Origin of the sequence: uncultured Gimesia sp., assembly GCF_937910335.1 — a bacterium.
Taxonomy (GTDB): domain Bacteria; phylum Planctomycetota; class Planctomycetia; order Planctomycetales; family Planctomycetaceae; genus Gimesia.
Map to the genome: position 1 here is coordinate 1 of NZ_CALEMX010000419.1, position 13,881 is coordinate 13,881.

11 protein-coding genes are annotated in these 13,881 nt (G+C 44.6%); 7 read left to right on the forward strand and 4 right to left on the reverse strand.

Going from position 1 to position 13,881, the window contains the following annotated elements:
* Positions 1–423 precede the first annotated feature (423 nt).
* Entirely contained in the window at positions 424–1,284 is an 861-nt protein-coding gene (locus Q0668_RS16485; RefSeq protein WP_298866608.1) for a formyltransferase family protein, read from the forward strand.
* Positions 1,285–1,311: 27 nt separating this feature from the next.
* On the opposite strand, the gene Q0668_RS16490 is transcribed toward Q0668_RS16485, so the two are convergent.
* Complete coding sequence (locus Q0668_RS16490) at positions 1,312–2,001, reverse strand: uracil-DNA glycosylase (protein ID WP_298866610.1); 690 nt, start codon at positions 1,999–2,001, stop codon at positions 1,312–1,314.
* Between the two features lie 279 nt (positions 2,002–2,280).
* Here Q0668_RS16490 and Q0668_RS16495 point away from each other — a divergent pair, with 279 nt between their 5' ends.
* Positions 2,281–2,769 (forward strand): hypothetical protein, encoded by a 489-nt coding sequence (locus Q0668_RS16495; protein ID WP_298866612.1) that lies wholly within the window; start codon positions 2,281–2,283, stop codon positions 2,767–2,769.
* 36 nt (positions 2,770–2,805) lie between these two features.
* Here the strand turns inward: Q0668_RS16495 and Q0668_RS16500 are convergent, their stop codons facing one another.
* Entirely contained in the window at positions 2,806–4,527 is a 1,722-nt protein-coding gene (locus tag Q0668_RS16500) for an SMP-30/gluconolactonase/LRE family protein (RefSeq protein ID WP_298866613.1), read from the reverse strand.
* A 60-nt stretch (positions 4,528–4,587) separates the two neighbouring features.
* Positions 4,588–5,346, reverse strand: a complete 759-nt coding sequence (locus Q0668_RS16505; RefSeq protein ID WP_298866614.1) for a hypothetical protein — start codon at positions 5,344–5,346, stop codon at positions 4,588–4,590.
* A 262-nt stretch (positions 5,347–5,608) separates the two neighbouring features.
* Between Q0668_RS16505 and Q0668_RS16510 the strand changes: the two genes are divergently transcribed.
* The 5 genes from Q0668_RS16510 to Q0668_RS16530 all read left to right on the forward strand — a co-directional run bounded on the left by Q0668_RS16510 (position 5,609) and on the right by Q0668_RS16530 (position 13,261).
* Positions 5,609–6,151: an NUDIX hydrolase gene (locus Q0668_RS16510; RefSeq protein ID WP_298866615.1), complete on the forward strand. Its 543-nt coding sequence runs from the start codon at positions 5,609–5,611 to the stop codon at positions 6,149–6,151.
* 108 nt (positions 6,152–6,259) lie between these two features.
* Positions 6,260–7,375 carry a pyridoxal phosphate-dependent aminotransferase gene (locus tag Q0668_RS16515; protein ID WP_298866616.1) on the forward strand — a complete coding sequence of 372 codons (1,116 nt, stop codon included), beginning with the start codon at positions 6,260–6,262 and terminating at the stop codon, positions 7,373–7,375.
* A 161-nt stretch (positions 7,376–7,536) separates the two neighbouring features.
* Positions 7,537–9,234 (forward strand): serine/threonine-protein kinase, encoded by a 1,698-nt coding sequence (locus Q0668_RS16520; RefSeq protein WP_298866617.1) that lies wholly within the window; start codon positions 7,537–7,539, stop codon positions 9,232–9,234.
* Between the two features lie 241 nt (positions 9,235–9,475).
* Positions 9,476–11,200: a SpoIIE family protein phosphatase gene (locus Q0668_RS16525; protein WP_298866619.1), complete on the forward strand. Its 1,725-nt coding sequence runs from the start codon at positions 9,476–9,478 to the stop codon at positions 11,198–11,200.
* Positions 11,201–11,272: 72 nt separating this feature from the next.
* Entirely contained in the window at positions 11,273–13,261 is a 1,989-nt protein-coding gene (locus Q0668_RS16530; RefSeq protein ID WP_298866621.1) for a helicase C-terminal domain-containing protein, read from the forward strand.
* A gap of 69 nt (positions 13,262–13,330) precedes the next feature.
* Here the strand turns inward: Q0668_RS16530 and Q0668_RS16535 are convergent, their stop codons facing one another.
* Entirely contained in the window at positions 13,331–13,741 is a 411-nt protein-coding gene (locus Q0668_RS16535; protein WP_298866623.1) for a hypothetical protein, read from the reverse strand.
* Between the last annotated feature and the right edge of the window lie 140 nt (positions 13,742–13,881).

The following is a 13,881-nucleotide window of genomic DNA, read 5'->3' on the forward strand; positions in this document are numbered from 1 at the left end:
AAGGTTGCGAGTCTGGATCTGTTCCAGGCTCAACCCATATGGGAAATCCCGGTTAAGAGGATCGCACAGACCGTGCCGAAGGAGTAATCTTTATAAACCTTACAATGCACAGGGCTATCAATCTTTCACTAACGCCTTTTATTGTTCCAGTTTAACACAAGCATCGTCTGTTCATTCTGGTGAGGGAAAGGGAGTTGCTTCAGAGCATTTGTAAAGAATTTGAAACACTGCTTAACATTTCCTGTTTACAAAATCCTACATATACTTACATTGAATAGGATTCATTCAGCAGAGTCTGGAAACGGTCTTTCTCGTGAAAGAAGGTCGGCGTTCATCTCAGGGATATGATATCTTTGAGTGAAAGAATGAATATCGTGCCGTCAGATAAGGGACTGTCATTAAATCACGAAAGCGTTTGAAGATATGCAAGTCACCATAACAGCCGTCGGTCCTGACAATCGTGGATTAGCAGATCCCATTGTGCATTATGTGACTGGCCTGGGGGCGAACATTCATGAAATTCAAATGTATGACCATGACTCAGAACGTCTGTTTGCCATGTTCATGCGGATTGATTGGCCAACTGAGGTTGAACCAGTTTCTATACTCAGAGAACGGATCATGCAGATCGGTACTCAGAAGGGGCTAACGCTACGTGTCTGGGCGCGGGATGAAGAAGACCGACCGCCTCGTATTGCTATTTGTACGACCTATCGCTCTGAACCTGCTGAGGCCGTGTTGAACGCTATCGATGACGGAGTGATTCAAGCAGAGCCTGCAGTGATTATTGGAAACCGTGACCGCTGTCAGTCTTTGGCCGAGAAACATCATCTGGACTTTCATAACATCGGTGATGAACGTGGGAATCCGAATAACAAAGAAATGGTTAAACTCTTCGATTCTTATGATGTTGATTATGTACTGCTTGCCCGTTATATGCGAGTTCTGCCTCCTCGAATTTGCTGGAGCTTTGCCGGAGGTAGAATCATCAACCTGCATCATGGCCTGTTGCCTTCTTATCCCGGCTTTCAACCGTATGAAGATGCTTTCAGCCATCATATGCTGACCTTTGGCGCAACGATACACTTCATCATTCCTGAACTCGATGCCGGCAATCAGATCATACACCAGAATGCGTTTACTGTTTCACCTGGTAGTTCATTAAAAGAGATCAAACGAATCGGCGAAACCCTGCATGAGCCTGAATGTCTCGTAGAAGGAGTCCGTCGAGTCATAGCCCGCGAAGTAGAGTTGCACTTTCATCGCGTTGTGAGCATTGATTAAAAATGCTGAATCGACGGTCTCAACATTCTACTTTTTTGTTGTCAACTTTGATTTGACCAATTCAAAAACAGAATCAAACATGGGCTCTGTTAATCTTCCTGTAAACGTATTCTGCTGACTGGGATGATAACTGCCCACCAGCCAATGTCCATTGGGGAACTGAAACGTAGCGCCGTGCACGAAAGGTGGTCGTTTGCTGACCAGTTCTCCCTGGCGTTTTTTGAAATCGATTACCGATTTCCAGCCAATTTGCCCTAAGGCCAGGAAGACTTTCACTGGCAACAACTCCACGGTCTGTTCCAGCCAGTCATGACAGTTTTCAATTTCTTCGCGGCTCGGTTTATTAGCCGGTGGTGCACAATGACAGGCTGCTGTGATGGCACAATTTCGTAGCTGTAATCCATCTGAACAGTTCTCTGCCTTCGGTTGATTGGCAAAGCCGGCTTTATGTAAGGCGCGATACAGCCAATCTCCGCTGCGATCCCCAGTGAACATTCTGCCGGTTCGATTGGCACCGTGGGCTGCTGGAGCCAAGCCGACAATAAGCAGTTCTGCCTGTGGATCTCCAAAATTGGGAACGGGTTTTCCCCAGTACTCCCAATCTTGAAAAGACTTTCGTTTTTGCTCTGCAATCTTCTGGCAATGGTTCAGCAAACGTTCGCACTTCTGACATCCCACAATCAGTTGATTTAACTCATCCCAGTTCGATTCAATCATCTGATCCTCTAAGTATAGGGTGTCTGACGGGTTATGACTCTTGTAATTATTAGTCCAGTTGAGCCGATAAAAAGCAAGGTATCTGCACTAGCAATCCCAGCAAACAACCGATGCTCTTAAACAGGACTCTATATTTAAAGAGACGATTTTAAAATCCAGGCTTGAAAATCCGCACCACGTCGCTTTACGATAGGGTAGCAGTTATCCAGATCCCAGGGTGTGTCGGAAAATAATCTATCATACATTGAATGAATTTGAGCCTTTTTCAGGAAAACAATTGTGTCAAAACTACAACTTCCTTTGATGTCACTTGTAGCCGCTATACCAGCTGGCTTTTTGACCTACCTGTTAGTAATGGCTTTTCTGAATCATGCAGAAGCGATGTCAACCACACTACTGGGTGTTGCGGGTTTAACATTGTTGCTGAGCGCGGTTCTGACCATCATGCCCATCGGCGCTTTAATTTTTGGTCCCAAAGGGGATTCGAAGAAAAAAGAAAAAAGTAAAGCCAAGGATCAAGAGGAAGCTGATTCAGCAGATGTGGATGATGATCTGGTACCTGATTCGGCAGCAGAACTTTCGGATGAATTTGGCGTTGACGAATTTGATACTGAAGAAGAGGGTGAGCTGGCTTCAGGAGATGATCTTGATTTTGGCGAATCCGATGAATTCAGTGATAGTGAAATCAGTAGTGAATTTGAAGATGATGATTTTGGTTTTGAAGAAGACGACTATGAATTCGATGATGAGGATGAAGAAAACAAATAAAAAGTATTTATCCTCTAACATCCCCATGATTCTTGTTTACTTCAAATGGTCCAGAAAAAAAAGATCCATGTCTTTCACCATATCATTGAACCAGGGCAGTTGATTCCAGCAGCCATGTTTACCATTCGGATAAACTTTAATGCCTGTCGTGACCCCCAGAGATTTCAGTTTTGCTCGTGAAGGGGCATTTCGTTCGGGATGATCAAATTCACCAGTCATGAATAAGAGTGGTGGCGTCTGTTTGTTAAGATGCAGGTACGCATCACTGAGCTGATATAATTCTGGATCTTCAACAATGGTTTTTCCCAGCCATTGATTGGAATTAGATTTTTTGGGATTCGTTCGCGACCGTTCTGCCACGGAACCGGAAGCCATTTGCATCGGGCCGGCCATGACGATTGCTGCTTGAAGTACTGATGACTGGTCTTGATTTCCTGCATCACCCTGCAACTTATCTGCATGCGGTGCAGCCGCCATCAGTCCCACCAGATGGCCACCGGCTGAGCCACCCACAGCACCGATATGTTGAGGGTCAACGTGAAACTGTTTTGCTTTTCCCCGCAGGAAACGAACGGCAGCATTACAGTCTTGTATCCCGGCGGGGAATTTTGCTTCATGTCCCAAACGATAACCAATTGCCATCGTGACATAACCACGTTGGCACAGGGCAATCGCTAATGCACGAAATTTTGCTTTGTCACCATTCAGCCAGCCTCCGCCGTGTACTACCACTATTGCAGGAAAGGGGCCTTTGCCCGTATTGGGAATGAAAGTATCAGCCAGCAATTTGCGAGCTCCTGTTTGGCCATAGACAACATTCAAATGGGGGGATACTGTTTTGGGTACCGAAATTGGGGGACGTTTCGAATTCGTACTTGTGACAGAAAGCGGTAGTTCTGGAACACATCCGTACGCTTTCATCCGCTGACGGTATAATCCGCCAAAACCGGTGATGTATAACGAACGCATGTCTTGATCTCCAAAGACGCAGTTAATCGGACGCGTAGGCGTTTTGATTTTTGCCAGTAATTTACCTTCCGGATTCCAGATCCAGATATCCGCTGGCCCTGCGCAATAAACATTGCCTGCACGGTCGACTGTCATTCCATCAGCGCCCTTATCAGGGCCGTCATCCATTTTGGCAAACAGACGACCTTTTTCGACTGTTCCTGGTCCGGTAACGGTATAAGCCCAGATTTCTTTTGGAACATAGGCTGCTACATATAGCGTTTTACCATCGGGAGAAAGAATCAGGCCGTTCGGAGTTTTAATATCATTGACGGCAACATTTTGTTTGCCCTCTGGAGAAATCCAGATGACCTCTCCCTGTCCGGTGAGCGTGTAATAGATTCCACCCTGTTGATCAACAACCAGGTCATTGGGTCTGCGTGGAGGCTTGGCATCTGCTGGTTGACCTGCGATTGGTGTTTTCTTTTTTCCATTTAGAACACTGATTTGACTGGCACCATTGTCAGAGAGAAATAATTTTCCGTGACTGAAAAAACTGGCGCTGATGCGTCCGGCATCGTTCAGAAAAACCTGCACTTTGCCTGTTTTGGGAGTATAGCGATACAGTTTTCCTCCTTTTACATCTGGGAAATAGAGATTTCCGCCACCATCCCAGGCGGGACCATCTGCCAATTCAAATTCAGTGGCAATGGTTTCCAGAGGTGAAGACGTATCGACAATCGAATCAGCGGCGGCGCTGATATTGTTCAATACTAGAACCGATAAAAGTAAAGTGGCAAGTTGTTTCATAAATATTTCCTGTAACCTGAGGCAATGCTGGGAAATCAGTTCTGTTCACGTTGAAGCCTATTATTGTCTGACGAGTAGTATTTGTCGCACGTCCATCACGGCTTTCTGGGCTTTTTGCTGCGGTTTCAGTTTTAACGACTGCACTCCCGCTTTGTTGATCGTCAACATTCCGAGATGACGTTCTTTGAAATTCTGAAAATGACTCGTATCTTCTACTATAAATTTCAGTATTTGATCATTTACCGAGAGATTGACTTTACTGCCTCCCTGTCCCTTGCCGCATCCTTGTAAAAGATAGACATCAAATACACCCGATGTTTTTGCATTCAATTTCCATTCGCACCAGTCATTCTCATTGGCCCAATAGCCAACCGTGTTTTTATGTGGCTGCGGTTCGTAACGCAACAGTTTCCCATGGACGATGGCGTCTTTGGCCTCCAGAATCAATTGCTGGTTTTGATCTTCCCGAATCACTTTCGGTTTGAGCGGCAAGTATGGGTGTTCTTTAAATTCGACAATCACTGAGGTTGGTATGGATGGTGTTTTCGGAGGAAGTTGTATTTCCCATTCTTCAATGCCTGATTTCAGAGTCAGAGGTTTTTTTTGGGGATCATGAGCAAGATAAAGCGTTTTAACACGATTATTCATCCGCGGAATCAGAACCTTTTCTTTTGGTCCTAACTGTTTAATTTCCAACTTCAGTCCCAAAGGTAAAGCAGAGATCGTACCCCATTTTTTCTGGATTGGAAACTGTTTTATTTCAATCTGCGATGAATTCGTTTTTCCTTTCAGTTCAAAACTATAGAAAAAACAAATCACTGTTCCTACAATTAGAAATACAATAGAAGAAGAGTGACACTTCAAGAATATTCGAGTGAACCTGAAGGGCAAGTTGAGCATCAAAAAAAGTGCCTTTAGATCGAAAATGATAAATGAGAGGATTAAGATCAAAGATCTATTCTTAATGATCTGATTCGCCAGTTCAATCGATAATCAAGTGAATGAAACAGTTCTTCCTAAGAAACATTGTTTGAGAAGTCGCTAAATTACACAGATAGTTACATACAATAGAGAGAAATTCGTGAGCTACAAAGATCAGGAGTCAGATGAAACGATTGCAGAAACCCGCTTTTTAAAATTGATCAAGCGTGGTCGCTGGGAATTCGTACAACACATCTATAGCACAGGGGTTGTCTGCCTGTTTCCACTCACGACTGATGCGCGCGTGATTCTCGTGGAACAGTTTCGTCCTCCGGTAAATGCATCCGTGATTGAATTTCCCGCTGGATTGGCAGGAGATATTGCAGGGCAGGAAGAGGAAGCACTCGAGACTGCCGCTTTACGAGAACTCGAAGAAGAAACTGGCTATCAGGCCCGGACAACAATTTCACTAGGTTCAACTGTCTCTTCAGCCGGTTTGACAGATGAATCCGTCCATTTCTTTCTTGCGTTGGATTTGGAAAAAGTTTCAGAAGGTGGAGGCGATGAATCAGAGAATATTACCGTACACGCGGTTCGCTTTGCTGAAATCGATCCGTGGTTAGAAGCGGCGGTCAAAAGAGGTTGTCTATTAGACGCGCGGATTTATGCGGGTCTTTATTTTTTATCTAAATACATTCCATAAAACCAATCCTCTCATTCCTTCTCGTCTGCTGGGGCAGGGATATAATAATGTCAGATCGTTAAGGTCGATTCGTTTAAGACATCCTTTTAAGAAAAGAAGAATAAGAATATGAGTGAAGAATGGATTTCCGATCGAATGCACCTGATTGATGCATCAGGAATTCGTAAAGTATTTGATCTGGCAGCGAATATGAAAAATCCGATCAATCTAAGTATCGGTCAACCCCACTTTGATACACCTGACGTCATCAAAGATGCGTTATGTCAGGCTGTTCGTGATGGCAAAAATGCATATAGTCAAACTCAGGGAATCGCTCCTTTAATTGAAAAAATTCAGTCTCGAGTCGATACCGAGTATCATCATGACGACCGTCAAGTCTTTATATCCAGTGGTACCAGTGGTGCATTGATGCTGGTATTAAATGCACTCATCAATCCTGGCGATGAAGTGATCGTCTTTGATCCATTCTTTGTCATGTATTCACACCTTGCGAAGGTCGTAGGGGGCAATTTAGTTTTTGTAGAAACTTATCCGAATTTCTCAATTGATATTGAAAAAGTCCGTAACGCGATTACTGATCGCACGAAGTTAATTCTATTTAACAGTCCCAGTAATCCCACTGGTTATGTCGCGAGCGAAGCAGAAACCCGTGCCCTGGCAGAGTTGGCGGCAGAAAAAAATATTGCATTAGTCAGCGATGAGATTTATCGCGCTTTTTGTTATGACCAGCCATTCGTTAGTCCAGCTGCGTTCAACGAAAATGTAATTGTGATTGATGGCTTCAGCAAATCTCACTCCATGACGGGGCATCGCCTGGGTTTTGTACATGGTCCCCAGAGTGTGATTCAGCAGATGATTAAGCTGCAGCAATACACGTTTGTCTGCGCACCGCATCCAATGCAATGGGCGGGGCTGGCTGCATTGGATTGTGATGTCTCAGATCGAGTGGAAGAATACCGTCAAAAACGAGATTTAATGCGGAACCGTTTAGCAGACAAATTTGAAATATCCGGCGCACAGGGAGCATTCTACATGTTTCTCAAAACACCTTGGGGAACGGGTACTGAATTCTGTACTGAAGCCATCAGGAACAATTTGCTTATTATACCCGGCAATGTGTTCAGTAGTTGTGACACTCATTTTCGTATTTCCTATGCACAGGAAAATTCGATTCTGGAACAGGGCGCCGATATCTTGAATCGTCTTGCAGACCACAAAATGTGAATAATTACGCGAATACAATCAGAATATCTATTTGAGAACCAGTTTTTTTGTACAAATGAAAACTTTCTCTATACCTGACAGGGTATCACCTCTATTATAGAGAATATGCGCTTCCTTGTAGCAGGCAGTAATAGACTTACGAGATTGCCAGACAACGACTTATGCCATCTGAAAAACCGCAGAAAAATATCAGCAAGGTCTCGGCTGGAACGACCGGTGAAAGTTCCTCGCCACCCCCAACCAAGAGGGGAGGGTCGCGTCGTACACAAGAGAATACTGAATATGAGATTGTCGATTCCGCTCAGGAAACAATTTACAAAGCGGACAGTACAGCTCAGTCAAGCCAACAGGCCGAATCTGTCAATCTGATTGGTACTCAGTTAGATGATTTCAAAATTTTGAGGAAGTTAGGTCAGGGAGGGATGGCAACCGTTTATCTGGCCGAACAGGTCTCTCTCAAACGAGAAGCTGCGATCAAAGTGATGCATAACGAATTGCTGAGCGATGAAACACATCTTAAGCGTTTTGAGCGTGAGGCAAAGGCGGCAGCAGGTCTGACGCATCCCAACATCGTTCAAGTTTATATGACGGGGGAATTCAACGGGACACACTATATCGCACAGGAATATGTGCGAGGTATCAATCTGAGAGAACATCTCTCACGTTTTGCACCTCCAGATTGTGCTCTGATTCTAAGGATCATGCGCCAGGTGACTGCTGCTTTAAACGCAGCTGCCGAAAAAGGGATCGTTCATCGGGATATCAAACCGGAGAATATCATGATCACATCCCGAAAACAGGTAAAGGTAGCAGATTTTGGACTGGCACAAATTGCGCAGTCAGACGAGCGTGTCGATCTGACTCAAGTGGGTACAACAATGGGGACCCCCTTATATATGAGTCCAGAACAAGTGAATGGTAAAGCACTCGATCAGCGTAGTGACATCTATTCATTGGGTGTAACCTGTTATCATTTGGTTTCAGGGCGGCCTCCTTTTCACGGGGAAACTGCGCTTTCGATTGCAGTCAAACATCTGAATGAGCCACCAGCTCCTCTCAAAAACCATCGACCAGATCTGCCAAAGGAACTTTGCGATTTAATCCATCGTATGATGGAGAAAGATCCAGGCAAAAGGCCTGCTGATGCGAAGGAACTGATCCAGGAAATCAAAAAAATTCCAGAACAGGTATCTGCTAACGAATTGCGAACTTGGAGATCGCAAATTCCGTTTCAAGGTAATCAAATGCTCCGGAAACAACTCGTTTCCTTTCTGCTGGTTTCAATTTGTTTAGGTGGCGTGGCTGCTGCTGTGGGATGGGTCAATCGTCCTGGAGATCCTTTGGAAGCACCCATTATTGAACCGATAAATGGAGCTTCTAATGGAACTGTAATACCACGTGAGGAAACTGCGATGGCGCAATATTTTCTCGCATTGCGAATGAAAAAAAACGAAGATGCCTGGAAGGCTGTTATTGTCAATTATCCTGAAAATAAAGTTACTAAACCCCGGGCACAAATCCGTTTGGGGTTGTTATTGACCAGACCAGAACGATATGAGGATGCGAAGTCTATTTTTCAGGAACTAGTTAATACCGGGCAGTCAGAGTTTGTGGTGAATGGTTATGCTGGTCTGATGGCACTCGAAAATTTGAACGGGGATGCGTCGATATCGCAGGATATCTGGGAATCGCGTATACGGGATCATATACGCGATCATATAAGAGATCTTGATACAGAAATGATCGATTATGTTGTTCGGGCTCTCAGAGTTAATCAAATATCTCTGAAGATCGATAACGAAGAATATATCGGCAGACTCTTGGATATTTCTGGAGAAGAAGAGAGAAACTTAAACTAATGATACTTAGCGAAACTATATAAAATTCAGTCCTATTTATAATCTTCAGAATCTTTGATGGACTTGTTTCTTTGAATGATGTCATTTCAAAGAGAAACGTCTTATAATAGCGAACATCTCAGGTTTAATTAAAACATTGTTTCTAAAGGATTAGCAGAAATACTGATTCAGATCTGTTATCTTACTAATAACGAAATAGTTCCAGCTAATCAGTCACATCCAAGTATAGTCGGGCTCACACGTGGCGATTTTACAAATATTAAAAGGGAAGATTCCCGATCAGATTATTGAATTGAGTGGCGACCGGGTAATTATGGGCCGTCATCCCAATTGTGAGATCGTGCTTGATAACGTGGCGGTCAGCCGTTATCACGCGCAGATTCTGGAAAGTCATGGCTTTTATTATCTGGAAGATCTTCACAGTCGAAACGGAACACTTTTAAATGGAACCGTGATCGAAGGTCGCACGGAGTTGCACGAAAACGATACGATCAGTATTTGTGATATTCAGATGCAGTTTTTACTGGACTATGAGAGTCCCCCTGATTTTCTTGACTCGGCTATTCAGCAAACATTAGAGGTCAGTAATCAGTCTTTGAAAAAAGAATCTCATATAGTAGCAATAGGCGAGAGTTCAGATGATGGTGTGTTGGATGGTTCCTCAATTATCAGCCAACTCGATTTGAATACCAGTAGCCATTTACGCATTAGTGTGAAACCGGAAGTAAAACTGCACGCAGTATTAGAAATCAGCCAGATCCTCAGCCGTGCGTTGAAACTAGATGAAGTTCTCCCTCGAATTCTGGACGGCCTGTTCAAGATTTTTGCACAAGCAGACCAGGGTTTTATCATGCTGCAAAGCCCGGAACGCAAAAAGCTGATTGTCAAAGCTACCAAGGCCCGCCGGAAGGAAGATGAAGATTCAATCCGAATCAGCACCACTATTGTTCGCCAGACGATCATGAGTGGCGCTGCTATTCTGAGTGCCGACGCGGTAGAGGATGATCGATTCAAAATGAGTGAGAGCATTAGCTCACTCAGAATTAGATCGATGATGTGTGTACCATTGGTCTCCCAGGGAGGAGACATTCTGGGAGTGATTCAAATTGCGACACGCGATATCGGTCAACAGTTTGACAAGAATGATCTGGATGTGCTGGTTGCGATTGCACAGCAGTCAAGTTTAGCTTTGGAAAATGCCAAGTTGCATGAGGAACTGGTCAAACAGCGGGATATCGAACGCGACTTGGAATTTGCGCATCAAATTCAATTGGGGTTACTACCTCATAGCCGTCCGAAATTCAAAGAATATGAGTTCTTCGATTACTATGAATCTGCTCAAAGTGTCGGCGGTGATTATTTCGACTATATTAAACTTCCTAATGGAAAACTTGTAGTCACCTTAGGTGATGTGGCAGGCAAAGGTGTCCCGGCTGCAATTCTGATGGCGCGTCTTTATGCGTCGGCACGCTATCAGGTGCTGTCCCAAGCTTCTGCAGACAAAGCTCTGGCAAAGTTAAATACCGAAATTGCTTCCAGTGGAGTCGGGCTTAGATTTATCACATTTATTATGGCAGTCCTCGATCCAAAAAAACATACGGTTTCGTTGGTCAACGCCGGACATATGGCTCCACTTTTACGAAAAAGTGCAGAGGGAACCGTTGAGTCGGTCGCCCAGGAACTGTCAGGAATGCCTTTGGGAGTTTTAAAAGACCAGGTTTTCCATGTCGAAACGTTCCCGCTGGATAAAGGGGATACGCTGGTGTTTTATACGGACGGAGTGACAGAAGCGATGGACCAGGAAAATAACCTTTATCACCGGAAAAGGCTGGTCAAATTTATTCAGTCTGGTCCGGAAGAGGTCGAGCCGCTCGTGAAAGGAATTCTGTCTGATGTTGATGCTTTCAGACAGAATGCATTGCAAACAGACGACATCTGCGTCGTCAGTTTTCGACGCAAAAAATAAGTCATACAATCAGAGTCCGACAAATGATTTGTTGGGCTCCAGTTTGTTTCAACTCACGAGGCGAGGCCCACTTTGACTGTAGATGTAATTTCAATTCTCGGAAATGATGGTAAGGTAGCCCAGAGACTGGACAAATATGAAAATCGTCCCGAGCAACTGGAAATGGCGGAAGCAGTTTCGCAAGCCATCGAGCAGAAAAATCACCTGCTGGTAGAGGCCGGAACGGGTGTCGGCAAGAGTTTCGCTTATTTAGTTCCTGCAATATTAGCAACCTGTAAACAAAACGAAACGCGTTCTGGAAAAGATCGCAAACGACTGATCGTTTCGACAAATACAATCAGTCTGCAGGAACAGTTAATCACTCGCGACATTCCTTTTTTGAATGCGGTAATGCCCATCGAGTTTTCGGCAGTTCTTGTGAAAGGCCGTTCGAATTACATCAGTCTGCGTAGATTGAAAGGAGCTGTCGACCGAGCGGGCAGTATCTTTTCTCGTGAAGATGAGCTGAGCCAACTCGATCAGATAGTACAGTGGTCCCATAAAACCACTGACGGCAGTCGTTCCGACTTGGATTTCCGACCTATCCCAAAAATCTGGGATGAAATTCAGAGTGAACACGGAAATTGTCTGGGAAAACGTTGCTCGACTCATAATGAATGTTTTTATTATCGTGCGCGCAGACGCGTCTGGAACGCCGATGTACTTGTTGTGAATCATGCGTTATTTTTTTCTGATCTGGCATTACGCCGCGATGGTAGCAGCATTCTTCCCGATTATGACACAGTGATCCTGGATGAAGCACACACCATCGAAGCGGTTGCAGGCGATCATCTTGGTCTATCGATCACCAACAGTCAATTCGATTACTTGTTTAATAAACTGTATAATGACAGAACACAAAAAGGACTGTTACTGCACCACAATTTGGTCGGTTGTCAGCAGCACGTGACGCGTCTCAGATTTATGGTCGAAGATTTATTTGATCATTTACTGGAATGGCAGGCCAGTCAGGGGCTTTCCAATCGACGGATCAGGCAACGGCCTCCTATTGACAATTCCATCACTCAAGAAATGAAGCTGTTGGCAGCGCAAATCTCAGAATACGCGTTTTCGCTCAAAAATGAGGAAGAAAAAATTGAATTGCAGGCAGCCGCCGAGCGCAGTTCTGCATTGGGAGATGCTTTAAACAGTTGGTTGACTCAACAGGCAGATGAAGATTCGGTTTACTGGGTCGAAGTTTCTCGCGGACGAAATCAGCGTGTAAAAATGGTAAATGCTCCGGTAGATGTCGGTCCGGTTTTGAGAGAAGAATTGTTCAATCAGGCAGACACCGTGATTCTCACCAGTGCTACTCTGGCTGTTGGTAATCAGGATTTCAGCTTTACACGATCACGATTGGGATTAACTCAATGTGAAGAGTTAAAGCTGGGGAGTCCATTTAACTATCAGGAGCAGGTTCGACTAATCTTACCGGAATCGATGCCAGATCCAGGCGATGCACCCGCTGCGTATGAAGTCGCTGTCGCGGAAAAGTTAAAACAATATATCGAACAGACGGACGGACATGCCTTTGCCTTGTTTACCAGTTACAAAATGATGAAACAGTGTGCGGATCGGATTAGTGGTTGGCTGCAGGAGCAAAACCTCGCATTGTATCTGCAAGGTGAAGGACTCCCCAGATCTCTGATGCTCGAGCGGTTTCGAAACAATCCACGGGGCGTTCTTTTTGGTACCGATAGTTTCTGGCAGGGGATCGACGTTCCCGGTGATGCCCTAACCAATGTGATTATTACCAAACTACCTTTTAGTGTGCCGGATCATCCACTTTTGGAAGCCAGAGTCGAGGCAATCCGCAGTAGAGGCGGCAATCCGTTTATGGATTACCAGATTCCTGAAGCAATCATTAAACTCAAACAGGGATTCGGTCGACTAATTCGTTCCGCCAGTGATCAAGGGCAGGTCGTCATACTTGATCCACGTGTTCGTACAAAACGTTATGGTCAAATATTTTTGGACAGCCTACCGGAATGCACCTTGATCATTGATAAGCAGGATGACTGACTGCACCACATCAAGACGAGAGCAATAGTGCCTGTTCCTTTTGATAGCAGGCCTGTTTCCTGACGGAACTTATTCCGATCCGAATATGATATCACTGCTACAATAGGAACCACCAAAATTATTTGCCAGTGTGACCACCTGGTCCAAGCCATCCAGAAACAGGTTTCGACCTAAATCAGTCAGTGGGTGCAAAAATAAAGACCAGAGTATCCCATCTCCAATCGCATAACGCGCATCAAGCGAACGATCGAAATTTGCCTCCATCACTTCCCATAAATCATCTTCGTCCAAATCTTCTTCTTTAAGAATGGGTGTCATCATGCGCATTCGATCATGTTCTTCATCAACAATCAGAAACAGAACGCGGTTGCCGTATTCGATTTTCCAACATCCCTCGCCTGTTTCCAGGAGGGTACTTACCTCATTAAGTAATTCTGAGATTGATTGCACATTCAATGCCGTTTTTATTGTCGCAATCATTGTCCTACTCCTTGAACATAAATCACATACTATTGAAATTATGGAACAGCTCTTAAACAAACCGAACCGGAGACCCTATTATCAGCATAAACCATTGCTTTGAGGACGACAGCCCTGCAATTGCACTTTCTATGTGCTAA